Source organism: Sphingobium salicis subsp. salicis, from assembly GCF_049472635.1.
GTDB classification, from domain to species: domain Bacteria; phylum Pseudomonadota; class Alphaproteobacteria; order Sphingomonadales; family Sphingomonadaceae; genus Sphingobium; species Sphingobium yanoikuyae_A.
Map to the genome: position 1 here is coordinate 3,770,467 of NZ_JAYRCS010000001.1, position 23,780 is coordinate 3,794,246.

The 23,780-nt window shown below is 63.5% G+C and carries 25 protein-coding genes and 1 tRNA gene; 10 read left to right on the plus strand and 16 right to left on the minus strand.

What is annotated here, in order from left to right:
- Positions 1-25 precede the first annotated feature (25 nt).
- The 5 genes from VHN57_RS18185 to VHN57_RS18205 form a co-directional block, all read right to left on the minus strand.
- Entirely contained in the window at positions 26-658 is a 633-nt protein-coding gene (locus VHN57_RS18185; RefSeq protein WP_137406106.1) for a tyrosine-type recombinase/integrase, read from the minus strand.
- A 214-nt stretch (positions 659-872) separates the two neighbouring features.
- Positions 873-1,619, minus strand: a complete 747-nt coding sequence (arsH, locus tag VHN57_RS18190; protein ID WP_161730783.1) for an arsenical resistance protein ArsH — start codon at positions 1,617-1,619, stop codon at positions 873-875.
- The gene (gene arsB / locus VHN57_RS18195; RefSeq protein ID WP_202600196.1) at positions 1,616-2,683 is read right to left on the minus strand and encodes an ACR3 family arsenite efflux transporter; all 1,068 of its coding nucleotides are present in this window, start codon (positions 2,681-2,683) and stop codon (positions 1,616-1,618) included. Before arsB ends, arsH begins: the two co-directional genes overlap by 4 nt.
- Positions 2,683-3,111, minus strand: coding sequence for an arsenate reductase (glutaredoxin) (gene arsC / locus VHN57_RS18200; protein ID WP_161730782.1), 429 nt, complete (start codon positions 3,109-3,111; stop codon positions 2,683-2,685). The genes arsB and arsC overlap by 1 nt, the downstream gene beginning before the upstream one ends.
- Positions 3,112-3,126: 15 nt before the next feature.
- Complete coding sequence (locus tag VHN57_RS18205; protein WP_161730781.1) at positions 3,127-3,456, minus strand: ArsR/SmtB family transcription factor; 330 nt, start codon at positions 3,454-3,456, stop codon at positions 3,127-3,129.
- A gap of 88 nt (positions 3,457-3,544) precedes the next feature.
- Between VHN57_RS18205 and VHN57_RS18210 the strand changes: the two genes are divergently transcribed.
- From VHN57_RS18210 to VHN57_RS18230, 5 genes are all read left to right on the plus strand, one after another.
- Positions 3,545-4,075: a DoxX family protein gene (locus tag VHN57_RS18210; RefSeq protein ID WP_336508277.1), complete on the plus strand. Its 531-nt coding sequence runs from the start codon at positions 3,545-3,547 to the stop codon at positions 4,073-4,075.
- Entirely contained in the window at positions 4,068-5,291 is a 1,224-nt protein-coding gene (chrA, locus tag VHN57_RS18215) for a chromate efflux transporter (RefSeq protein ID WP_313041668.1), read from the plus strand. Before VHN57_RS18210 ends, chrA begins: the two co-directional genes overlap by 8 nt.
- Before the next feature lie 436 nt (positions 5,292-5,727).
- The gene (locus VHN57_RS18220; protein ID WP_214646904.1) at positions 5,728-6,051 is read left to right on the plus strand and encodes a hypothetical protein; all 324 of its coding nucleotides are present in this window, start codon (positions 5,728-5,730) and stop codon (positions 6,049-6,051) included.
- Positions 6,052-6,061: 10 nt separating this feature from the next.
- Positions 6,062-7,042 (plus strand): AAA family ATPase, encoded by a 981-nt coding sequence (locus tag VHN57_RS18225; RefSeq protein ID WP_161730778.1) that lies wholly within the window; start codon positions 6,062-6,064, stop codon positions 7,040-7,042.
- Between the two features lie 44 nt (positions 7,043-7,086).
- Positions 7,087-9,615: a S8 family peptidase gene (locus VHN57_RS18230; protein ID WP_423284788.1), complete on the plus strand. Its 2,529-nt coding sequence runs from the start codon at positions 7,087-7,089 to the stop codon at positions 9,613-9,615.
- Here VHN57_RS18230 and VHN57_RS18235 read toward each other — a convergent pair.
- The 7 genes from VHN57_RS18235 to VHN57_RS18265 form a co-directional block, all read right to left on the minus strand.
- Positions 9,605-11,551: a CHAT domain-containing protein gene (locus VHN57_RS18235; protein ID WP_161730776.1), complete on the minus strand. Its 1,947-nt coding sequence runs from the start codon at positions 11,549-11,551 to the stop codon at positions 9,605-9,607. The two genes, VHN57_RS18230 and VHN57_RS18235, sit on opposite strands and share 11 nt — an antisense overlap.
- A gap of 112 nt (positions 11,552-11,663) precedes the next feature.
- Positions 11,664-12,743 (minus strand): ComEC/Rec2 family competence protein, encoded by a 1,080-nt coding sequence (locus VHN57_RS18240; protein ID WP_161730775.1) that lies wholly within the window; start codon positions 12,741-12,743, stop codon positions 11,664-11,666.
- Positions 12,744-13,473: 730 nt separating this feature from the next.
- Complete coding sequence (locus tag VHN57_RS18245) at positions 13,474-14,511, minus strand: IS110 family RNA-guided transposase (RefSeq protein WP_161730774.1); 1,038 nt, start codon at positions 14,509-14,511, stop codon at positions 13,474-13,476.
- A 116-nt stretch (positions 14,512-14,627) separates the two neighbouring features.
- Positions 14,628-15,440, minus strand: coding sequence for an IS5 family transposase (locus tag VHN57_RS18250; protein WP_161730788.1), 813 nt, complete (start codon positions 15,438-15,440; stop codon positions 14,628-14,630).
- A gap of 136 nt (positions 15,441-15,576) precedes the next feature.
- Positions 15,577-15,765 (minus strand): hypothetical protein, encoded by a 189-nt coding sequence (locus VHN57_RS18255; RefSeq protein WP_161730773.1) that lies wholly within the window; start codon positions 15,763-15,765, stop codon positions 15,577-15,579.
- 16 nt (positions 15,766-15,781) lie between these two features.
- The gene (locus VHN57_RS18260; RefSeq protein ID WP_161730772.1) at positions 15,782-16,183 is read right to left on the minus strand and encodes a hypothetical protein; all 402 of its coding nucleotides are present in this window, start codon (positions 16,181-16,183) and stop codon (positions 15,782-15,784) included.
- The gene (locus VHN57_RS18265; protein ID WP_161730771.1) at positions 16,176-16,496 is read right to left on the minus strand and encodes a hypothetical protein; all 321 of its coding nucleotides are present in this window, start codon (positions 16,494-16,496) and stop codon (positions 16,176-16,178) included. Before VHN57_RS18265 ends, VHN57_RS18260 begins: the two co-directional genes overlap by 8 nt.
- 450 nt (positions 16,497-16,946) lie before the next feature.
- Between VHN57_RS18265 and VHN57_RS18270 the strand changes: the two genes are divergently transcribed.
- Entirely contained in the window at positions 16,947-18,086 is a 1,140-nt protein-coding gene (locus VHN57_RS18270) for a cation:proton antiporter (RefSeq protein WP_423286056.1), read from the plus strand.
- A 5-nt stretch (positions 18,087-18,091) separates the two neighbouring features.
- Positions 18,092-18,637, plus strand: a complete 546-nt coding sequence (locus VHN57_RS18275) for a nucleotidyltransferase family protein (protein ID WP_278986365.1) — start codon at positions 18,092-18,094, stop codon at positions 18,635-18,637.
- Here the strand turns inward: VHN57_RS18275 and VHN57_RS18280 are convergent, their stop codons facing one another.
- The 4 genes from VHN57_RS18280 to yajC form a co-directional block, all read right to left on the minus strand.
- Positions 18,638-18,949, minus strand: coding sequence for an MTH938/NDUFAF3 family protein (locus tag VHN57_RS18280; protein WP_017499639.1), 312 nt, complete (start codon positions 18,947-18,949; stop codon positions 18,638-18,640). It abuts the gene before it with no gap.
- Between the two features lie 86 nt (positions 18,950-19,035).
- Positions 19,036-20,019 (minus strand): protein translocase subunit SecF, encoded by a 984-nt coding sequence (gene secF, locus VHN57_RS18285; RefSeq protein ID WP_010338409.1) that lies wholly within the window; start codon positions 20,017-20,019, stop codon positions 19,036-19,038.
- Between the two features lie 21 nt (positions 20,020-20,040).
- Positions 20,041-21,642, minus strand: coding sequence for a protein translocase subunit SecD (gene secD, locus VHN57_RS18290; protein WP_423284793.1), 1,602 nt, complete (start codon positions 21,640-21,642; stop codon positions 20,041-20,043).
- Positions 21,643-21,649: 7 nt separating this feature from the next.
- Positions 21,650-21,985, minus strand: a complete 336-nt coding sequence (gene yajC / locus VHN57_RS18295; RefSeq protein ID WP_004208743.1) for a preprotein translocase subunit YajC — start codon at positions 21,983-21,985, stop codon at positions 21,650-21,652.
- Between the two features lie 244 nt (positions 21,986-22,229).
- On the opposite strand from yajC, the gene VHN57_RS18300 reads away from it, so the two are divergent.
- The 3 genes from VHN57_RS18300 (at position 22,230) to VHN57_RS18310 (ending at position 23,576) form a co-directional block, all read left to right on the plus strand.
- A tRNA-Pro gene (locus tag VHN57_RS18300) sits at positions 22,230-22,306 on the plus strand.
- A gap of 167 nt (positions 22,307-22,473) precedes the next feature.
- Positions 22,474-23,133: a trypsin-like serine peptidase gene (locus VHN57_RS18305; protein ID WP_278986364.1), complete on the plus strand. Its 660-nt coding sequence runs from the start codon at positions 22,474-22,476 to the stop codon at positions 23,131-23,133.
- Entirely contained in the window at positions 23,133-23,576 is a 444-nt protein-coding gene (locus tag VHN57_RS18310) for a hypothetical protein (protein WP_278986363.1), read from the plus strand. The genes VHN57_RS18305 and VHN57_RS18310 overlap by 1 nt, the downstream gene beginning before the upstream one ends.
- The last annotated feature ends 204 nt before the right edge of the window (positions 23,577-23,780 follow it).

Consider the following 23,780-nt stretch of genomic DNA (forward strand, 5'->3'; position numbering starts at 1 on the left):
ACTGCCGGACACGGCACCCAAGGCTTCAGATCTCCGTGTTTTCTGCAAGGGCAAGCGCGTCCTCCACGTCGATCCCGAGATAGCGCACCGTATTCTCGATCTTGCTGTGACCAAGAAGAATCTGGACGGCACGAAGGTTGCCAGTGGCCCTGTAGATGATCGATGCCTTCGTTCGGCGAAGTGAGTGCGTGCCATACTCGCTCCGCATCAGGCCGACACCTGTCACCCATTCGTCGACCAGCCGAGCATACTGCCGTGTGCTCAGGTGCCCATTGTGATCAACCCGGCTTGGGAAAACATAGTCGTCTACCGTGCCGCCTCGGCGTTCGAGCCATGCCAGCAAGCTGGCCCGAGCATCTGGCAGAAGTTCGAATTGAACCGGCCGGCCTGTTTTCTGCTGCATGACGATTGCCCGCGTTCGGATCTGTCCGCCGCTGACAAGGTCGCCGATCTTCATTTGCACCAAGTCGCAGCCCCGAAGCTTGCTGTCGATCGCCAGATCGAACAGCGCTCGGTCTCGTAGGCGGCGGCGCTGGTTGAGGTAGAAGCGGATTTCCCAGATCTGTTTCGGTTTCAGGGCACGCTTTGCACCCACGGTCCTTCCGGCATTCCAGACCGGGCGCTTGGTGGCGTTGAGTTCTGTTTCAGGCATCTCCATGATCGTTCTCCTATGGCCACATTGGCCATTTGCAGAACGCTTGCCGACGTGGATGCGCAAGACATGCTGTGGGCTCGTGCCGACCATAATACGTCGTTCCGCATCGACCCAACAAACGTCCGTTTCTGATGACAGTTGCCGCTCGATTTCGATCGGTAGTCTTCTGAAGCGAGCTTGCCGCTACCCTCAGTTGGAACCTACAGTTATTCAGCGGCTATGAGCCGCCGCGGATCGCAGCCGCAGCATGATCTTCAGCCGCACCGCTCCGGCCTCCCGCTTTCCGCTCGGAATAGCGGTCAACAAGTTGCTCAGCATGGGGACGGAGCAGCCCGGTGAACCGCACCAGCTCCTCCATCACGTCCACGATGCGGTCATAGTAGCTGGAGGGCCTCATCCGGCCGGCCTCGTCAAACTCCTTGTATGCCATGGCGACCGAAGACTGGTTCGGAATGGTGACCATCCGCATCCATCGCCCGAGCAGGCGCAGCGTGTTCACGGCGTTGAACGACTGCGACCCACCGGACACCTGCATCACGGCCAATGTGCGGCCTTGCGTCGGGCGCATGCCCTTCATCTCGAGCGGCAAGTGGTCGATCTGCGCCTTCATGATGCCGGTGATCGCGCCGTGGCGCTCGGGGCTGCACCACACCATACCCTCCGACCACATCGCATGCTCACGCAACTCATGAACAGCCGGGTGGTCATCGCCCGCCACCTGGTCCGGCAAGGGCAGATCTGCAGGATCGAAGATGCGCGTCTCGCAGCCGAACAGCTGAAGCAGGCGAGCGGCCTCTTCCGTCGCCAGTCGCGAAAAGGACCGCTCGCGCAGCGATCCATAGAGGAGCGGGATGCGCGGCGGTGGCTGCTCGGCGCCGAGGCCTTCCGCCGGCCGGCTCTGCACATACGCAGGATCTAGCGCCGGCAGGAGATCGGGATCGCGAAGCGTGCGCAGGCGGCTCATGCTGTCGCTCCCCGTTCATACCATCCGCGCGTTCGCTTCACGATCGCAACCACCGAGAGCATGACCGGCACCTCCACCAGCACGCCGACGACGGTAGCAAGCGCCGCGCCGGACTGAAGGCCGAACAGCGAGATCGCCGCGGCGACTGCCAACTCGAAGAAGTTGGAGGCACCGATCAGCGCCGCCGGTGCTGCCACGCACCAGGCGACACCGAAGCGGCGCGACAGCCAGTAGGCGATGCCGGCATTGAGATAGACCTGGATAAGGATCGGTACGGCGATCAGCGCGATGACCAGAGGCTGGCTCAAGATCTGCTCGCCCTGGAAGCCGAACAGCAGGACCAGGGTCGCGAGTAGCGCGAGAAGCGACGCCGGACCAAGCCGTGCCAGCAGCCGGTCGAGCGTCGGCTGACCGCCCGAGGCAAGCACCATCCGGCGGATGATCTGCGCGACGATCACCGGGACGACGATGTAGAGCACGACTGACAGCAGCAGCGTGTCCCACGGAACGGTGATCGACGCGACCCCGAGCAGCAGCCCGACGAGCGGCGCAAACAGGAACACCATCAGCACGTCGTTGAGCGCGACCTGGCTCAGCGTATAGGCAGGCTCGCCATCGCACAGGTTCGACCAGACGAAGACCATGGCTGTGCATGGCGCAGCGGCCAGCAGGATCAACCCGGCGATATAGGAAGGGGTCTCCCCCGCCGGCAGCAGCGGCGCGAACAGCCATCCGAGGAACAGGGTGCCGAGCGCCGCCATCGAGAACGGCTTGACCGCCCAGTTGACGAACAGCGTCACGCCCACGCCTTTCCAGTGCTGGCGCACCGAGCCGAGCGCCGCGAAGTCGATTTTGAGCAGCATGGGTACGATCATCAGCCAGATGAGCACCGCCACCACGAGGTTCACTCGGGCGACTTCAGCGGCTGCGATGGCAGCGAATGCGCCGGGGAGCATCTGCCCCAGCCCAATGCCGACGACGATGCAAAGCGCTACCCAGAGGCTCAGGTAGCGCTCGAACCTGCTCATCGCGGGCCGCTGCGCCTCGGAGGCAAGCGTCGCCATCAGCCCACCCGGCGGCCGGCAGCGTCGACCACCTGCTCGCCGTCCTCCTTGACGAAGGCGCCGCGCTGCGGCTCCGGCAGGATGTCGAGCACCGCCTCGGACGGGCGGCAAAGGCGGACGCCGAGTGGGCTCACCACCAGCGGGCGGTTGATCAGGACGGGGTGCGCCATCATCGCGTCGACTAGCGCGTCGTCCGACACGCTCTCGTCGCCCAAGCCGAGTTCGGCACAGGGCGTGCCTTTCTCGCGCAGCAGCTGGCGCGCGGTGAGGCCGGCACGCTCGATGAGCTGGAGCAGCAGCGCGCGCGAGGGCGGTGTCTTCAGATATTCGACGACATGCGGCTCGATGCCGGCGTTGCGGATCATCGCGAGCGTATTGCGCGACGTGCCGCAATCAGGATTGTGATAGATGACGATGTCGGTGGGCATGGCTTTCGGCTCCGATCAGCAGCAGGTGAGTTCAGCCAGCAGCGGCTCGCACAGCTCGGCGCGGCCTTCGCAGCAATCCTTGGCGAGGAAGAGCATGAGCTCGCGCAAGCCATCGATGCTGGCGCGCTGAATCATTTGGCGGCCGCGCTTTTCCGGAACGACGAGACCTGCCTTCACCAGCACGGCGAGATGCGTCGAGAAGGTGCTCTGTGTCAGACCGGCGAGCTCGACGAGTTCCCCGGTCGAGAGCCCTTCCGGCTCATGCTTCACGAGCATGCGAAAGGTCAGCAGACGGGTGGGATGGGAGAGCGCAGCGAGCGCTGCGAGTGCTTTGTCCGAGTCCATTCATCGTCTTTTACCGATGTGACAGGTCAAAACAACCCATCGTCTTCTGCCGATGGTTTACGCATGTTCCAAGTGGGCCTAAAGGTCTGTGCGACGGCGGCAGACGAGGAAGCTATCGATGCGAACAGCTGGTGAGTGGTGGCGAAGTCCGGGCAAGCTCGATTGGGCGATCCTGATCCGCCTGAGCCTGGCCTTCGTATTCATCCTTGAGGGCTATCAGAAGCTGGTCTTCCCGGAGATCCTGGGGGCTGGTCGGTTCACCAAGATCGGGATTCCCTATGCCGAGGTGATGGGGCCCTTCGTCGGCGTGGTCGAGCTTGTATGCGGCGCATTGATATTGGCGGGTTGGTTCACGCGCGCGGCGGCTGTGCCGCTGATCATCATCATGCTGGTCGCGATCATGACGACCAAGGTGCCGATTCTGCTCGGCCATGATTGGGGCATGTTCAAGGTCCGCGATCTGGACCGTTATGGCTTTCTGAGCATGACGCACGAGACGCGCACCGACTTTGCGATGGTGATGGAGTCGATCTTCATTCTTCTCTCCGGCGCTGGGCGATGGTCGATCGATGCCGCGCGCTGGCAGACGCGGCGGGTTCCGGATTCCGGGCGTGGATGATGGCCATCCGCGACGAGGTGAGGCACCAGAAAAGGCGGGCAGCGCGGGCGAAGTCTTTCGCGCCTTCCTGAAACTAGGCGTCACCTCTTTCGGCGGCCCTGTCGCCCATCTCGGCTACTTCCGGGACGAACTCGTGCTGCGCCGCCGCTGGCTGGATGAGCGCTCCTATGCGGAGACCGTGGCGCTGTGCCAGTTCCTTCCGGGGCCGGCATCCAGCCAAGTCGGTTTCGCGCTCGGTCTGCAGCGCGCTGGTTTCGCCGGAGCGCTCGCCGCCTGGTCCGCCTTCACGCTGCCATCGGCAATTATCCTGTTCGTCTTCGCGTACGGCGCGGGGGCGCTCAACGGACCGCTCGGGCAGGCGCTGGTTCACGGACTGAAGCTCGTGGCGGTCCCGATCGTCGCCCACGCGATCTGGGGCATGGCGCGCAGTCTCACGCCGGACCTGCAACGCGCTACCATCGCCGTTGCAGCGCTGGTCTTGGCTACCTTCGTGCCGACCGCCCTCGGGCAAGTCGGCGCCATTGCGGCGGGCGGCGCAGTCGGTTTGTGGCTCTGCAGGAATGGGAACGCGACCGTTCGGCCCACCATCGTCTCGGGCGTCGGCCGCCGCGTCGGTCTGCTATGCCTCGCCGCGTTCGCAGCTCTCCTTGTCGGCCTCCCGCTCGCGGCTTCGTCAAACGGTGCGCATGGGCTGGCCCTGTTCGACTCATTCTATCGCGCTGGCGCTTTGGTCTTCGGCGGCGGGCACGTCGTTCTGCCTCTGTTGGAAGCTGAAGTGGTGACATCAGGCTGGATCAGCGAGGACGGGTTCCTTGCTGGCTATGGCGCTGCTCAGGCGATCCCGGGGCCGCTCTTCACGTTCGCATCCTATCTAGGCGCGGTGAGCGGGCCGGAGCCGAACGGGGCTGCCGGCGCTACCATTGCGCTCGTCGCCATCTTCCTGCCCGGCCTTCTGCTGCTGGTCGGTGCGCTGCCTTTCTGGACTGTACTGCGCGGGCGAAGCTGGGCTCAGGCTGCGCTCGCGGGCACGAACGCAGCCGTTGTCGGGATTCTCTCGAGCGCGTTTCTGGATCCCGTGTGGTCCAGCGCGATCGAAGCACCTTCCGACGTCGTGATCGCCGCGGCGGGGCTTGTTGCGCTTTCCTTCGCAAAGATACCCGCGTGGGGAGTCGTGGCGGGTGTCAGCGGCGCATCGGTCCTACAGACGCTTATCTGACCGCGTCTTCCGTCGGTCTCGGCACCAGACAATGCGATCCAGGTACAAGGGGCAGCGTTCAATAAGATCTGTCGCTGTCGACGTCTGCTTCAGACAACAGCAGTCGTTCACCGCGATCAGCACAAACGGCGGGAAAGTCCCAAGCCAAGGCGTTACGCGCCCAACGAAACCGACCCATCCTTGCCATTCAGCCGTCGAATTTCCGTTGTCAGGTGCGGCCCTTCCGCTTTCCAATTTAGGATGCTTATCGCTGGCCCAATCGGGTCTCGTCCGCGGCGAGCGCACCGGCACCTATCACCTGCTCGGCAACCGGTCACCCAAGTCGCGCGCTCCTTGCGAGACATCACGGACGAATAATGTCCTGACGGGGCCTACCGTGCTGCAGTTAAGTCGTTTTTGCACTTCATATACGCAACAGTTTATGCAATTCAGGAGTATGACCCGTCCCGCACGCATCGAGGATACTTATCTTGCTGACCAGGTGCGTTCACACATGGACGTGCAAGGGCTAAGCATCGGACAGGTCGCCGACATGATCGCCATCGACAAGTCGACCCTTAGCCGGTCGCTTAAGGCGAGCGCCTTTTCGAGAAATGTGCGCCAACAGCTGAAGAACATCGTCGATCCGGTCAAACCGAATGAATCCGTTTCCGATCTAGTGCGTAAAGCGTTGTGTTTAATGTCAGCGTCAGATAGACTGCGCGAACGCGCAGACCAGCTGCTGATCAAAGCCCTCGACCAATCCGCCGCGAGCAAATAGGAGCACCCGCATGGCCAACAGCAAGCAGCTTATCGCGATGATTCGCAGCCATGCTGCCGGCGACGATGAGCGTTTCCTCGCAATTGCGGACCACATCGCGTCCGACGCGCGCAAGGCCGGCCACCACCGCATGGCGGACGAGATCGATACGCTGGTCGGATCCCTGCGCGAGGAGACCGATGAGCGGCGGGTAGCGTCGCGGCCGACGATGATCGCGGCGCCAAGAGGCGAGCTCGCCTCCCTGGTCCGCGCCTCCTATCCCGAGACGCGTCTATCCGACGTGGTGCTCGCCGACGACGTCGAAAAGCGACTGCGCAAGATCGTGCGCGAACACCGCGAGCGTGGACTCCTTGCCGCGAGCGGACTACTGCCACGGCGCAAGGTGCTGCTGTCGGGTCCGCCGGGCACCGGCAAAAGCCTGACGGCCGCGGCGATCGCCGGCGAGTTGGGACTGCCGCTGTTCACAGTTCAGCTCGACGGCGTCATCACCAAATATATGGGCGAGACCGCGGCTAAGCTGCGCATCGTGTTCGATGCCATGCAGGGCGCGCGGGGAGTCTACTTCTTTGACGAAGTAGACGCGCTGGCGACTAAGCGCGGTGCCGACAACGACATCGGCGAGGCGCGCCGGATGCTGAACTCGTTCCTCCAGTTCCTCGACGAGGAATCGTCGGGCAGCCTCATCCTCGCGGCGACCAATCATCAGGAGCTGCTCGACCGCGCGTTCTTCCGCCGCTTCGAGGCGATCGTGCGCTACGACCTACCACCGCCCGACCACGTTCGGCGGCTCCTCACCCAGCGCCTGCCGCAGTTCGACCTGTCCGGCGTACCGTGGAACGAGGTGTCCGCCATCGCCCAGGGGCTCAGCCAAGCGGACATCGTCGCCGCAGCCGACGACGCGGCGCGCGACGCGGTCTTGGAAGAGGGCGGGCACCTGACCGGCGCGACGATCCTACAGGCGATCTCAGACCGGAAGCATCTGGATCGATAGAACTCCATCTGGCACTCGATTCAGACGAATGCTAGTCAACTCAAATGGCTCGACACCGTCACATCATCGTTCAAGGAATTGGACGCGCGTCCGACAACTTCCAACCGCACGGCGGCGGCTCCAACCATCCGCCCTCGGCGGTCGAGAATAGGGCGGCCCACGCAGGCCGCCTGCGGGGCGATCTCGCAGATCTTTCTGACAGCCTGCGCGACGCCCGGATTGAGCAGGCCGCGACAGGCGTCCCGCTGCGAAAGCGCGGCCTCACGGTGGCGGTAACGTCTCGCGAAGGCGAGGAGCTGGTCACCGGCACCTCCAGGCGCGCGACCAGCACCGGCATGCAGCTCCTCAACGTGCAGAGGCATGCAAAAGTTGAGGAGAACCGTGGGCACGACCGCGCCATCTACTTCCTCACCGGCAGCGCGATTGAATCGCTTAGCAAATCGCTCACTGCCTACGAGGAATGGACCCCCGACGGCGACGACCGCCGCAACGAGGAATTCGATCCTGACACGGGGGACTCCATCAAGCGGCCGCGCAACTTCTGGCTGTTCGAGAGCGCCGACAAGTTCAGGCGCGCGACGATCGAGGACCTCTGGACCGACACGCTCGAGAACTTCCCCGGCGGCCGCGGGGAGGCCGAATGGGAAATCTGGGTACGCGCGCCGATGGTGGACGCCTTCGAGGTCGCGGTGGACGAGCTCGGCATCGAGACATCGGGGCGCCGCTCCGAGTTCGTCGACATAATGGTCTACAACGTCATTGCAACCAAGGCGGCGCTCGACCGCCTCATTGGGAGCAGCGCGGCGGTCGTCGAGCTGCGCGGCGCATCCAGTTTCATCGCCGAGCATGCCGACCTTCCGCCGCCGGCGCGCCTCGCGCAGTATCAGGCCATCGCCAGCCGGGTGGTGCCCGCGCCGCCCGCCGCGCCGTGGGTCACGCTACTCGACACCGGCGTCAACCGGGAGAACGCGCTGATCTCGCCGGCCCTGCCGGCGGAGCGCTGCCGCGCCGTGGCCCGCGCGTGGAACGCTTTCGATCCGGACGGACACGGGACGAAGATGGCCGGCGTGGCGCTCTACGGCGATCTCGCCGACGTTGCCGGTGGCACCGACGCCGTCAGGCTCGACATCGGCCTCGAGTCTATCGCCGTGTTCAATCCTGGCAGCCCCGTCCGCATCCCAGCGCGCGACGCGATCGCCCGCGGAGTCCGTGCCGCCGAGGCCCAGGACGAACACCGGCGCATCTATTGTCTCGCGGCCACTGCAGTCGGCGAACCTGAGGACGGCCGCCCCACCTCGACGTCGTCTACGCTCGACAAGCTCGCGTTCAACGATAGGCGCAACACAAGGCTGTTCTGCGTCGCGGTCGGCAACGTCGAGACCTCCGCCACCGAGCCCTATTTGGTCTCGTCCTACGCGACGCTCAACGGGGACCACGGCATCCAGTCGCCCGCGCAGGCGCTGAACGTGCTTTCGGTCGGCGCGCTCACTCACAAGTGCACGGGTCCGTCGCCGCTGGCCGACACCGGCGGTCTGTCGCCGCGATCGCGCACTGCCCAGCCGTGGCGCTTCCGGCCGAAGCACCACAAGCCCGACATCGTCATGGAGGGCGGCAACCACGGCATCGACCCGGGCGGGCGCACCTCGCGTCCGCATGCCCCCGACATGATCGCGACCACGTCCAACGATCCGACCCGGAGGCCGATCACCTTCACGGGCGACACCAGCGCGGCGTGCGCCGCGGCGTCGCGGCTCGCTGGCCGCGTCCTCGCGCGATATCCAGCCATGCGACCAGAAACTATCCGTGGCCTTCTCGTCCACTGCGCAGAGTGGACCGACGTCATGCAAGCCCGACGGCAGGACCTGATCGACGCCGGCGCCACCGATGAGGAGGCGACCCTCGCGACGCTCGATTGCTTCGGCTGGGGTGTTCCCGATGAGGAGCGCATCTTCTGGAGCGCGAACAATGCACTGACGCTCATCGCGCAGGACACTCTCAGACCATTTAAGCAGGACGAGGGCCGCGGTGTCACCCTGAAGGAGATGAAGTCCTTCCGCCTGCCGTGGCCGGACCAGGCCCTCAGCGCTCTCGGCGCAACCGAGGTTGAGATGCGGTGCACGCTGTCATACTTCATCGAGCCGGACCTTCACAGCGCTGGACTGCAGCGTCCGCAGCTCTACTCTTCGCACGGCCTCAGCTTCGACTTCCAGCGCTTCGAGGAAAGTGAAGCGCGTGCGGAGCGACGCGTCAACCGCGCGGTCTTCGCGTCGGAATCCCGCGCCGCCGACAGCGGCTGGGCCCTGGGCTGGCGCAAGCGCAACCGAGGCACGCTCCACCACGACGTCTGGCGCGGCCCAGCCTACCAGCTCGTCGGGCGGCGGCTGCTCAACGTGGCGCCGAGCCGGGGGTGGTGGGCGACCAACGCCGAGACTCCACCGGCTAACCTCTCGGTCCCCTTCAGCCTCATTGTATCGATCAGAACGCCCGAGACCACCAACGACCTCGTGTCGGAGGTGCGGGCGCTCGTTCCCGCCTCGGCGCTGGTCGACGTCCCTAGCTTGGTCAGGACGTAGCGAACCGCGCCATCACGTCGCCGTGCGTCAGATAGGCGAGCGCCGCGACCGATGTCTCGGCGTTCTTCCGGCGCGCGTCACGTACCGCGGCACCGAGGGTGGCGCGCCCACTCAAGAGCTGGGGAAGGCTGTCTTGGGCCATCTGGAAGGCTATCGCGTCCTGCACGGCCCAGAGCGGCGCGATCAAGCCACCGAAGCCGGTGGCGGCGACCGCCGCCCCCCAGCCAGTGTTCATCCCCAACATCTCGGCGCCGGCTGAGGCCTCACAGGCGTTCAGCACGATGAGCGGCCCGTCCCGATGCCCAATCTGGGTCGAGGACTGGTATACCTCCATCAATCCGACCGTTGCGTCCTGAAGCTCGATGCCGCCATCGTTCGAGCCGGTGTCGGCCATGCCGTGCCCTGCGAAATGGATCAGCCGCACGGGATCAGAATGCTTACCGTCTAGCAGATCTAGGAACGCGCTGCGCGTCGGGGCCATGCGAATGCCGCCCAAGGTCGAGCAGATCCACACGCTCTCTTCCGCCGCCGAAGCCAGCTTCTGCAGGGGATAGTCCGGCACGAACGACAGGATGTCCCCCGCTATGAACGTCGGCCGCAGCGCACCGCTGGTGTTCAGCGGCCAACGGGCGACGGGGTGCTCGATATAGAGGTGGTCCACCGTTCCGCCGTCGACGTCGGGCTTCATCATCTCCCAGGGCACGTGCGGGTCGTCGCTGCTGAACTGGATCGGAAAGTCACTGCCTAGGGCCTTGCGGCAGCCGAGATAGGCATCGCGAAAGCCATCCGGCGCCTTGCGCCAGATCGCCTCCCCGATTCCGCGCATCATGCGCCGGAAGCTGTCGGCCGGTAGATCCGGACATGACGCCAGAAGCGTGTCCGCGAACGCCTTCGCAGTGCAGCCGAGCTGCACGGTCCCGCTGCCGGTCCTGTATCCGTCCGGCCCGTAGCGCTTCCAGATCCACTGCTGCTCGCCGTCCACCCCCGCGATCATGACCACGAGCGCAGGACCCGACGCGTCGGGCACCACAGTGACCACGCCCGCCGCCGCGGGAGCGGCTCTCGGCGGCTCCGGCTTCGCCCGCTCCTCGGCATCGGCGCCCTTCTGCGGCGCCTCGTGGACCGCTAGGTCCCGGAGCGTGGACCCGCAGATGCGCGTGCCGTGCAGGTAGTAGACCTGCAGCACGGCCGGCGATCCCAGCACGTAGTTCGGGGAAACGGTGCAGGCGAACCTGGCCGCAGTTGTTGGCCCATCCCGGCGAAGCGTGATCGAACCGGTCTCGGGTGTCACAGACTTCAGCCAGTCGCCGACGATCTGGACTGACAGCTCGATCTCGGTCCAATCGGCTGCGAAGCTGCCGACGTCGATCGGATTCTCTCTGCCATTCGAATCCGTCGTCAGGCCCACCGTGACGTCGATGACTGCGCCGGACGACAGCTCGCCCGAACTCTCGATTGTCGGATAGCGGCTGACCTCGACGGAATTTGGCTCGTCATCCCCGTCGTAGGACGCATATTCGACCCCAGGGCCCTCGATCCGGCCGCTGCCGCTGCCCTTATAGACCTCGTCCCAAACCGGATTGAAGCTCTTGCGACGCCGGCCCCCGGTGCTTGGGCGGTCTCCGTCGCCGTCGGAACGCACCCCCTGCTTGCTCGGCCGCTTGTCGAAGTAATCGTCCTCGGTCGAGGAATCGCTCGCAGCCTCGAGGAAAGCGGCGACCTCGAGCCGGTTGGAGACCTTGAACACGCCGTCGAAGGCGAGAAGCTGGCGCTTGGCATCGCCACGGCAGGCCTCGCTCGCCACTTCCCCGGACAGGACGACCGTGTCGCCTTCGATCGAGACGTCCAGCTCGGTCACCTCGCCGGGATACCGCGCCAACAGGATCTCTGCGAGCTTGTGCTCAAGCTCGCCGACGCTCGTCCAACCGTAGTCCATCGTCTTCCCCACTGCGCCTCTCTCGCCAGCCCTGACGCCATTCGCCTTGCCGATTGTCGACCCGGCGGACGTCCGGTTCAATAAGATCCATCCGTTTGGGAACCATCCCGTCTCAGAGCGGCGGATCAACCATCAGGTCAATCTCCATGCCTCCCTGCTGATCTGGAGGCGGAAAGTGGGTCCGGTAGCCGTATTTCGCCATCGTGTCTGCATCGGCCCACGGCTGCGTCCAGTCCGATCCGTAGTTGAACCAGAGATTCTTGGCACCCGCCGTGCCGTAGTGGATGAAGCGGGCGATCGCTTCCGGATCGGGATGCTGGTGCAGCGAGCCGTTGGTGGAGACCGCGATCTGACGGCAGTCGATGATCTCGATGAGCTCGCGCGACGTGTTCTTCCTGCTGCCGTGGTGGGACGCCTTGAGAAGATCGAGGCGGTAGCGCCCGCCCTCCTCCTTCGCCAGAGGCGCCAGCGACGACGTCAGCAGGTTTGGATGCGCGTCACCCCCGAGCAGGACGCGCCGGTCCCGCCACTCCGCGACGAACGCGATGCTAGTCCCGTTCGGGAGCTCGGTGTCGATCTCGCCGTCGGCCACGTAGTCCTCGACGACGATGGGCGGCTCCACCGGCGGCCGAGCCGCTTTTGCCCCGCGGCGCACGCCGGTCCGCGCGGTCGCGACCGTCTTGCGGTAGGCCTCCCACTTGAGACGCATCGCCGCCAGATGCGCCGCGTCCGGCGACAGCATCGTAACCTTCAGACCTTCGACGTCGATCGGACCGGGCACTTTCTCGATTGCCGCCACGCCGTCCTCGAAAGACGTGTTGAGCGGCAGGCGCAGCCGCGCGATCGCCTTCGACCAGTCATCGCCCTGGCGCATGCTGCGGACGCCCGCGCCCGCGCGCCCCATCTCCTCGAAGCCGTTATACCAGACCTGCTCCGGCAGCAGTGGACGGTTGACGTCGTCGAAGTAGGCGAGGGAGCCCTCGATGTGGTCGGCGTCTACGTGCGAGAGCACGTAGAGGTCCAGCTTCTCGCCGGCCTTCTTGATGACGGCCAACTCGTCTTGGAGGTAGGCGTAGGCGCCCTTCCTGCCGCCATCGAATACCATGTGATGGAGCGGACCCTCATCGCCCCAGGATAGGAGCAGGCAATCGCCGTCCAGCGCAGGCAGCATCTTCAGTCTGAACGTCACCATCTCTTCCTCTTCCCCCACTAGTCAGCGCCATTCATCCCTTCCAGCGAAAAATTGCCCTCTCGCCGAAGCGTCATGAGCAGATTTCCCCCCGCCACTTCAATCGCGCTCGGCGACCAGCTCTAGCGTCATACGGTTAATGCACTGGTGCGAGGAAACGCCGAGCCGCTCCGCCGCGCAGCTGTCGCACACGAGATGCGGCAATACCGCCGGCTCGACTCCCTGAACTTGCAATGTCCGCTATCTTAATATCGGCGTTCCAAAGCCGACCGTCGCAAAGGTCCCAGCCCCGGTCATAGGCAGAACGTCCGTCAATAGGCGCACTGATTTCCCGCCTGAGCGACTTGGATGGGCGCTTGCTGCTCGGCAGTTGTCAATGTTACAAATAACCACCTTCGGCGAAAGCGGACATTTCGGCGCGGGTCGGAACAACATGAACTGGTCGTAAGTCACCGGAATGGCAGTCAGCCGAACCTAAGAGCCTTCTCTGATTGGGGCCTTTTGGGTCAAGCTGCTTCCTCGATTACGTGATCGTTCCCATGGATCACTCGCTTCTCTCCGCGGTCGGCGCAAGGCCGCCGCATAATGGGGTCATGGAGAGCAAGGCGTCTCAATCTGTTTCGCGACCTTCAGCTGGGCTGAGGTTCCGGACTCTAAGCGAGATCGTCTTGCCCTTCGTCCCCATGGGAACGACGCTACCCGTCTTCTCAGACGGGATCTTGTTCGGGCCTCCTCATGCGATCTGGCCTGCTGGAACCTTCCCCCAGCGAAACTCAGTCTGATCGCTCCACATGCGATGCAAAATCACCGCGAGCTTGCGGGCGACAGCGACGCGGGCCTTTGCCATCCCCCGCCGCTTGGCAATGCCCATGCCCCAGGCTTTGAGCGCCGACCATTTCTTGCATCGGGTCAGTAACGTATGGGCCGCCTCGTAAAGCAATGTGCGCGCGAGTTCGTCTCCGCACCGGCTGACGCGTCCCTGCACATCTGTTTCACCCGATTGATATCGCCTTGGAGTCAGGCCCAGATGGGCGCCGACATCGCGAGATCGTCGGAAGCGTTCAGGTCGATCCACGGTCGCGCGAAAGGCGAGCGCCGTCAGCGGCCCCACGCCAGGCACAGACATCAACTGCCGGCAGATGGGTTCAACTCGAACGGTCTCAAGAACACGGCGTGTCAGCCGTTCAAGTTGGCAGTGCATGGCGGCGACGATGGCCAGCAAGGGTTCTGTAATATCCGCCAGCGAAGGGTCGGTTTCAGCGAGTTCGCGCACCCGCGTGGCGAACAGCTTGCGGCCTGGAGCTCCAACTTTGAGCCCACTTTCGCGTAGTACGGCGCGCACCGCATTCTCCATGTCCCGCACTTTACAGAGCACCGTCCGGCGCGCCACAAGTAATGAGCGCGACATCCGTGACGGGGCACTCTTGACGTGAACCTGCCGATACCAGCCCGTTCGGATGATTTGCGCTAATCCCCGCGCGTCATTGCGGTCAGTCTTGTTCGGCATTGCTCCCATGGCCGCTTTTGCCTGTCGTGTTTCAATGCACAACACCGGCAAGCCGGACCGAGCCATACCCTGGTGAAGCCACGCCGATTGCGAACAGGCCTCCAGTCCGATCCGCACCATCGGCAAAGCAACCCCGTTGAACGCCGATATCAAGCTTTCAGGATCGCTGGGCGCGCGTAGCTCGCGTACGATCGCGCCCGTCTCATCGACAATACAGATGGCCGTCTCTTCCAACGAAACATCCAATCCGGCATAGTAGTTCACGGTTGCTTCTCCTCATGGTTGTGGCCGCTCGATACGGACCACGTTCTACCATTTGCGAGGAGCAGCCACCTCTCCGACTCGGTGGCGAGCCCCAATCACCCCATCTGTCTTGAATCTCATGCGTAACGAGCGATGCGCCTGATGAGGACCACGGCAGCAGCGGCATATAGAAGTGCAGTTGCGGATTTGATGGTTCGCTCGAAGTCCTTTGCCAAGCGTCGATTTCGATTGAGCCATGCGAAGGTTCGTTCGACCACCCATCGTCTGGGATGGACGACGAACCCGGTCTGGTCGGCTAATTTCCGAACGATCTCTATCGTGATGGATGTGGCTTCCCGGACGCGATCGCTGTTGTAGGCGCTGTCGGCATAGGCATGCTCGACCAAGGGGTGCCGCTGGCGTGACTGCCGGAGCAAAGGCACTGCGCCGTCTCGGTCCTGCACGTCAGCGCCATGGACCAGCAGTTCGAGCGCACGACCATCGGTATCGACCATGGCGTGGCGCTTTCGGCCCATGATCTTTTTCCCTGCGTCATAGCCGCGCGGACCACCCGCTTCAGTGGTCTTGACGCTCTGGCTGTCGATGGCCGCCGCTGACGGCATCGGTTCTCGCCCCGTTCGGACGCGGTCGATCTGGACGAGATGGTGGTTGAGACTTTCGAATGTCCCATCGTCACGCAGAGTGCAGAACCAACGGTAGACCGTGCGCCATGGCGGAAAGCTGTCAGGCAAAAGCCGCCAGGGACAACCTGCCCGCAGCAAATAGAAAATGGCCTCGATGATTTCCCGCATCGGCCAACGCCTTCGCCGTCCGCATTGGCACGGCGCGGGCAAATACGGCTCAATCAAATGCCATTCTGCATCGGTAAGATCGCTTCCATAGCGAAGCTGTGCGCGGCTATGATGCGCGCGGGCGGTCGGTTTCCACATGATGCCTTCCAAGGTTGGTGTCGCAACCCCTCGGAATCATATCGAAACTCGGCCGTCCACCGTTACGTCAGCGTTCTGACACAGCCTCTAAGCAGCGACAACTGGTCAGTAGGACCACTCCTGACTGTTAGTCGTCCTATTCTAGAGGAGTAACACCTGCCGCACGCAAACGTTCGGCAATCCGCGCGAGAGCTGCGCGTTTTCGCGCCGTTCGCCGAAGCCCTGAGTTGCGCATCGCTTCGGTGCGCTCGGGGCTATCAACGATACCAAGCTCGACTTTGCGAGCGCGGATGCGCGACAAATGTTCGAGGAGAGTAATGATCATTTTTGTTCCTGCCGCATCACCAGCTCGCGTTGTCCTCGACATCATCGTCGGGTTTGGGAATCAGCACCCTGACGTGGCGCATGGGAGAGAAATTAGCAGGTTCAAACCCTTCCGAGTGTTGTGAGCAAACGGTCGCGTAAAACCCATCAGCCGATCGTGAAAGAACCGCCGGCTCGCCACATTGCTGACAGAGGGTGCGCGAACTAGCGGTAGCAGAATCGGTAAGGGCAAAAGCCGGCTCGCTGTAAGCCTTCAGATAAACCCGCATCTCTCCGAACTTTTCCTTGGTTTGAACGACCGTCGCCGTTCCATCCACTTTCGCTAACTCGTGGATCAATTTCTGGTAAAGAGCGCGCCATCCGTCGGGTAGACCGATAGCCAAATCGAGGTTCTTCTGAAGAATTTCATCCTCAGTCATCTCGACCCGCTCCTATATTGAACATGCTGAATTCCATGTCCTCAGGCCGATCGCGGAACGTGATAGTCTCCGGCGCTTGAAGTTGTACAACGGTTGGGATGGCAGCCAATTCTTCGCCTAGTATCGTCAACGTTGCCATGTACCCGTCGCTATCAACTGCTTGCCGTCGTTCTCCTTCGGCACCCCAGGCGAGAAAATCGAGGGTGACACTACTTATCTTCGCGACGCCCTCGTCCGCGAGCACGCCCATAGCGGCTGCTACAACCCGATCAAAATCCTCGGGCTTAATGTGACCCGTAAACTCGATACGCATGCTCAGTCCTCCAACGCTGCAAGCAGGGGGCGGACCGGCAGAGCCGGGTGTTGGTAACTTAGGCTGATGCTCCAAGCGCCGTCGCCTTTAGGCGAGCCTTGGACATGCGCGACGGCCACCCGGCCGCAACACTTTGCGACCGGCCATCAGCTAGAGAGGTTACCACGCCCCATCGTCGGGCTTACCACCAACGACGTCCGCTCAGTCGCAGATTGGATTCTCCTCTGCAAGAACAGAGAGGAGAAAATTTGGCTGCGTTTTCGCTTTCCTTGCTTCACCCTCTTCGCCAGGAATTGCACGTCTCAAGTGCTTGACCGGGCCTCCGGCAGAGCCGTCGGCAGGTGCTCAAACGCCCGGAACGGCCGCTTCGCTTCGCGTAGCTGATAGCTACGCTACGCGGCCGCACCTCCCTTCGGTTTTGGGGGGCTAGGAATTAAAGGGGGAAAACTGCTGGAGGGCGAAAGCCTGTTCAACGACGCCAGTGGCCTGGTCCTCTTCCGCTTCGCCATCGCCGCCGTCGCCACCGGCAGCTTCAGCGCGGTCGCGGGCCTCGAAAGCTTCATTCTGCTCGCCGTCAGCGGCCTGATCGTCGGCGGCGCGATCGGTGCCATCTGGGTGCTGCTGGTCCGGCGGCTGGGCGACGATTATCTGATGATCGCCTCCTCCATGCTGGTGCCCTGGTCGGCCTATCTGCTGGGCGAAGCCTTCCATGTCTCCGGCGTCATCGCCACCGTGGCCGCCGGCCTCATCTGCGGCTGGTATCAGCATATCGTCTGGTCTGCCTCGGTGCGGATGCGCGGCACCGCCTTCTGGGCGGTGATGATCTTCCTCATGGAAGCGACCGTGTTCATGCTGATCGGCTCCTCGCTGCGCGGGGTGGTCGACCGGGTCGGCGGCTTTGCCGTCGTGCTCGACAATATGGCGGTGCCCGTGCTGCTCATCCTGCTCGCCCTCACCGCCGCCCGCTTCGTCTGGGTGTTCGGCTCGGACGCCATCATCCTGCTGCTGCGCGCGCTGGGCCTGCGCCGTTACAGCCCGGTCGGCCCGCGCGGCGCTACCGTGCTCGGCTGGGCCGGCATGCGCGGCGTGGTGACGCTGGCGGTCGCACTCTCCGTGCCGGAGGGCTTTCCGGGGCGCGACTTCCTGCTGGTCGCGGCCTTTGGCGTGATTCTCGGCACCGTCCTCATCCAGGGCACGACGCTCGGCCTGCTGATCCGCTGGGCGGGCCTCTCCGACCCGATTCATGATCGCCCCCGCCTCAGCATGAGCGATGCCGAAGCCGCCATCGCCAGGGTCCAGGCCGTGCGCGTCGAACAGCTCGCCTATGATGCGGCGGGTGAACTCATCCACCCGCAACTGCTCGAACGCTATCAGCGCCGCGCCGTCCTCTCGAAAAACTATGCCGGGCAGGAAGAACAGTTCGCCGACCGGCTCCACGCCCATTTCGACCTGGTGCTGGAGGCGATCGCCGCCGGCCGCGCCGAACTGCTGCGCCTGCACCGCGCCGGCGACATCGACGAACATGTGCTGCATGAACTGGAGCGCGACCTCGACCTGGAGGAACTGACCGCCTGGTCGATGAAGTCGTAATCCGCATGGAAGCGCGGTTGCGCGACCTGCTGAACGCCGATCCCTGGCGGATGGCGATCCTGCATCTGCTCCGCGCGCTCGACCTGCCCGATGGCTGGGTCGCCGCCGGCTTCGTGCGCGATGCGGTCTGGGACCATCTCCACGGCCACGCCCCGTCGATCCCCGTCGGCGATATCGACATCATCTGGTTCGATCCCGCCCGGACCGATCCTGCGCTCGACCGGCAGATCGAGCGGCAACTGGCCACGCTGCGCCCGGACGTCGACTGGTCTGTCAAGAATCAGGCGCGGATGCACCTGCGCAATCGGGACGCACCCTATGCCGATGCTGCCGATGCGATGCGCCACTGGACCGAAACGGCGACCGCCGTCGGCGTCCGTCTGACGCCCGACGACCGGCTGGAGGTCAACGCCCCCTTCGGCCTTGATGATCTGTTCGGCTTGCGGCTGGTGCCCGGCCCCGCCTTTCTCGGCGCAAGGCGGGCGATCTTCGATGCGCGGGTGTGCGCCAAGCGGTGGCTGGCGCGTTATCCCCGGCTCCAGCCCGGCTGATCAGAGCGGCAGCAGCGCGCCCACGATCCAGCGTTCCTCGGCGCGCAGCACGCCCCAGGCACGGGCGGCGGCGCGGCTGTCCATCGCCTCGACGCCGATGCCGCGTGCTTCCAGTTCCCGCACGAAGGCGCGGGGCGGCTGTTGCAACCCGCTGCCGGTGCCCAGCAGCAGGAATTCGGGCTTCAGTTCCAGATGGTCGAACAGGTCGCCCAACGCAGCGACGCTCATCGCCGACACCGCCGGCGCCTGCATCCAGGCCAGTGCCCGGACGGGGCTGAGCAACAGCCCGTCCGGGAAGACATCGTCCTTCACCCGGAAGCCCCGGCCCTGGAAGCCGGTGACAATCGGACCCTGGCCGCTATCGTCGCGGCGCAGTTCGATTCCGGTTTGACGGTCGCTCAGGGCTGGGCTCCGTCGCGCGGGCCCATGCGCTCGGCCTGGGCGGCGATGCCGCCCTTCTTGGCCTTCTTCTCGGCCGTCTGCGGGCTCAGGCCCAGCGTGATCAGCAGCGAGGAGGAGACATAGACCGACGAATAGGTGCCGACGATGATGCCCAGCATCATGGCCGCGGTGAAGCCGCGCAGCACATGGCCGCCCAGCAGCAGCAGCGCGCCCAGCGCCAGCAGGATGGTGACCGAGGTCATGACCGTGCGCGGCAGCGTCTCGTTGACCGACAGATCGATCAGCGACTTCATGTCCATCTTGCGATATTTGCGCATATTCTCGCGGATACGGTCGTCGATCACCATCTTGTCGTTGATCGAATAGCCCACGATGGTCAGCACGGCGGCGATAATGTTGAGGTCGAACTCCAGCTGGGTGATCGCGAAGAAGCCCAGCGTCATCAGCACGTCGTGGACGATCGCGACGAAGGTCGATACGCCGAACTGCCATTCGTAGCGGAACCAGGAGAAGATCGCGATGCCGATGATAGCCAGCACGACCGCCAGCACGCCATTCTGGATCAGTTCGCCCGACACCTTGCCCGACACCGTATCATAGCGCGAGAAGGTGACGCCGGGGAACTGCGCCTCCATCGCCTTGCGGGTCTTTTCGACCACGGCATTGGCCGCGCCGGCGCCGCCCTGTTCGGGCAGCGGCAGGCGGATCTGCACCGTCTTGGGATCGCCGAACTGCTGCAGCGAGCTTTCGCCCACGCGCAGCCCCGCGATCGTGTCGCGGACCTTGTCGGTCTCGACCGCCTGCGGGAACTTCGCCTCGATCATCAGGCCGCCGACAAAGTCGACGCCCAGGTTCAGGCCCTTGTAGAAGGTCGCGCCGACCGCCAGCACAGTCAGCAGCAGCGTCAGGCCAAAGGCCCAGTGGCGCAGCTTGACGAAGCCGATATTGGTGTTGTCGGGGACGAGCTTGAGAAGTTTCATGGGTTGTTCCTCCCGCCCCTCTTAAATGTGGATGTCCGTGGGACGAGTGCGACGCACCCAGCCCGACACGAGAACGCGCGTGAAGGTCACGGCGGTGAACACGCTGGTCGCGATACCGATCAGCAGCACGATGGCGAAGCCCTTGACCGGGCCGGAGCCCAGCGCGAGCATGATGCCACCGGCGATCGCGTGGGTCACGTTTGCTTCGAAAATGGTGCGACTGGCTTCCTTGTAGCCGAACTCGATCGCCTGCACGACCCCGCGCCCGCGTCGCCGCTCTTCGCGGATACGCTCATAGATCAGCACGTTGGCGTCGACCGCGGTGCCGATGGTCAGCACGAAGCCGGCAATGCCCGGCAGGGTCAGCGTCGCGCCCAAAATGCCCATCACGCCCAGGATCACCAGCACGTTGATGGCCACGGCCAGATTCGCATACATGCCGAACCGGCCATAGCTCACGAACATGAAGGCAGCGACCGCGACGACCGCGACGATCGACGCGACCAGGCCGGCGCGGATCGAATCGGCGCCCAGGCCCGGACCGACGGTGCGTTCCTCGACCACGACGAAGTTGACCGGCAGCTTGCCCGACCGCAGCGCGATCGCCAGCTGGTTGGCGCCTTCGACGGTGAAGCTGCCCGAAATCGTCGCCGACCCGCCCAAGATCGGCTCATTGATGTTCGGCGCCGACAGCACCTTGCCATCCAGGATGATGGCGAAGGGGCGGTTGACATTCTGCGACGTCACCTTGGCGAACTTGTTGCCGCCCGATCCGTTGAAGCGGATGGTGACATTGGGTTCGTTGGTCTGCTGGTCATAGGTCTGCTGCGCGTCAGTCAGCTCCTCGCCCGACACCATCACCTGGCGGTGGACGGCGATCATCGGCGGCCCGGCCGGATTGGTCGGATAGGGCAGGACTTCGCTGCCCACCGGCGCGCGGCCCTGGGCCACCTCGCTCGGATTGGCGCTCATGTCGACCAGCTTGAATTCCAGCTTCGCGGTCTGGCCCAGCAGCGCCTTCAGCGCCTTGGGATCCTGCAGGCCCGGCACCTGCACGACGATGCGATTGGCGCCCTGCTGCTGGATGGTCGGCTCGCGCGTGCCCATTTCGTCGATGCGCTTGCGGATGACTTCGGTCGCGACCTGCATCGCGCTCTTGACCGCATTGTCGATTCCCGCCTGGGTCGGCGTGATGACGATGGTGGAGCTGTTGACCACCTCGACATTGAAGTCGCGCTGGCCGGTCAGGCCCGCCCCCTGGGTCAGCGGGCGGATGCGCTCGACGGCGGCATCCACTTCGCTGGGGTTGCGGACCATGAAGCTGAGCTTCCCGTCACGGCTGGAGATATCGCCGATCGCGATCTTCGTCTCGCCCCGGCGCAGCTCCGTGCGGACCTGCTCCTCCATATTGGCGAGCCGCTGCTTGGCCACATCCTGGGTCGACGCTTCCAGCAGCAGATGGCTGCCGCCGGCAAGGTCGAGGCCCGGATTGACCCGCGTCTGCATGAAGGGGGGCAGCTTCGCCACCGTCGAATCGGGCAGGAAGCTCGGGACGGCGCAGAAGATGCCGATGATCAGCGGCAACAGGATGCCGGCGATGGCCCAGCGCGAGAAGTTCAGCATGGTTGGATCAGTCGTTCGCGGGCTTGGCGGTGGTCGGGTCGATCACGTCGGCCAGGGTCGACTTGACCGCCTTGACCTTCATGTTCGGCGCCAGCTCGATATCGACATAGATGTCGTCGACGCGCGCGACCTTACCGACCAGGCCACCGCCGGTCACGACCTGGTCGCCCTTCTTCACGGCGTCGATCTTGCCCTTATGCTCCTTCATCTTCTTCTGCTGCGGACGGATCAGCAGGAAGTAGAAGACGACGAAGATGAGGACCAGCGGTGCCATCTGCACCAGGATACCGGCGCCGGAGGCTTGCCCGCCCGCGGTCTGGGCAAAGGCTGGAGTAATGAACATGGTGGGACTTTCGCCTTGTTTTTCGGTCTCCCCAACCCGCAGGGCGCGGGCATGGGATCAAGCGCGGGCGGCTAACACAGATGGCCGGGGCAAGGCAACATGCTTGGCTTTTCGCGCCCGGAACGGCGGGCTTTGAATGCATCGGGCAACGGACGGAAAAGCCGGTCATTTGCACGCCCCGCAAAAAGCCTGCATCGAATCCCTTGCAACTTCCAATTCATCCCTCTATTGGGCGCCCTCCGGTCGGGACGTAGCGCAGCCTGGTAGCGCATCACACTGGGGGTGTGGGGGTCGGAGGTTCGAATCCTCTCGTCCCGACCAAAATTACCAGCAAAAACAATGGTTTAGTGGCAATCCACTGGCAGCGCCAGTGGCATATCCTCACGTCATCTAGCGCATGTCTAGCAGCCTCACTAAAAGCCGGCGACAGAACATCTGTCTGCGGTTAAATGCCTGCGGCTTCATCAGATTCGACTAGGGGGGATATAATGGACAACCACATTGGCAGGGTAGTTTTGCCTCTTGGCAGGATCATAAACGGCGGAGCCATCCAGCCTCTCGGAACCTGCTTTGCTGTAGGCCCTCGGAAATTCGCGACTGCCGCCCATGTAACCGGCCCCAGCGATGAAGGGCTGCTGGCAATTTTTGGACGTGCTGATGCGCTGTCGGATTACCAAGATACCACTAATCAACAGGTCAACGGAACGACGCTGAAGATTGTCAATTACAGCCCGCTACACGACATAGCCATTTTGGAGTTTGCTGACACTTCAAACAACATGTCATTTGGCTATGGCTTGGGCAGTTCAGACATGATTTCCACGGGTGCGCCTGTCCAAAGTCTAGGCTACCCTCACGCCGATCATGGTCGCTTGGTGCTCACCCAGCAATCAAGCATGGTTGGCGCTCGCATCCTTCTCGGTGCTGACAGCCTAAAAATCAAACATGTGGTGCTGAATACACAAACGCGCCCTGGCCAATCTGGCGGACCAGTTTTTTCCGCTGATGGACGATTTGTGTGCGCCATGATTGTTGGTGGCTATGTGCCGGGTGGGCCAAGCGGCATATCACTAGGCGGGATTGATCCGCAGGCGCTGCACCAGACAACGCACGCCGTTTCCGCTGAATATATTGCAGGGTTGCTCTGATGCTTGCTATCGCACTCACAACGGACGGATGGCTTGATGGCCTGCCTAAAAGCCAGTCCGAATCTATCGAACAATTAGTCGCATCGGGAAAATCCGAAGAAGAAGTTGGAGAGCTTTGGCTTTCTAGAACCGGATCAAACAACACCCTAGGCTTTGGTGTCGGCGGACCAATCCAGAGCTTTTACGCGAACGTGAAGAAAGAATTCGTCGCATTCGTCTGTGGTGACGAAAAATATAACGACGAACGTGCTCAAGCTGTACAGATTTGGAATGGCCAAGGAAAAGTTGGTTTAGTGAGTATGGTTGCCGCAGTAGTCGCCAGCACGGTAGGATTGGCAGCTGCCGCTGTAGTGCCTGTGATAGCGTTGCTATTTTCTCTCGCCTCAAAGATTGGCCTGAACGCCTTCTGTGCGGCCTGCAACCTAGATACGGCTGCCCCTTGATCGGTGCACATATCTAATAACGCGCAAGTGCCCATGTCCCGCCCCGCTCCCAGCGACGGAGGGCAGCCACCACGTTAATCATGTCGCGCTGGTCCAGCGCCCCGCTCTCCACCCCCGGTAGCACTTCGCGCTCAACCCATGCGTCAAACGACCCGAACCACTGCACGAACGGCGATGGTGTCGGCATGTCCGCCTTCTCCAGCT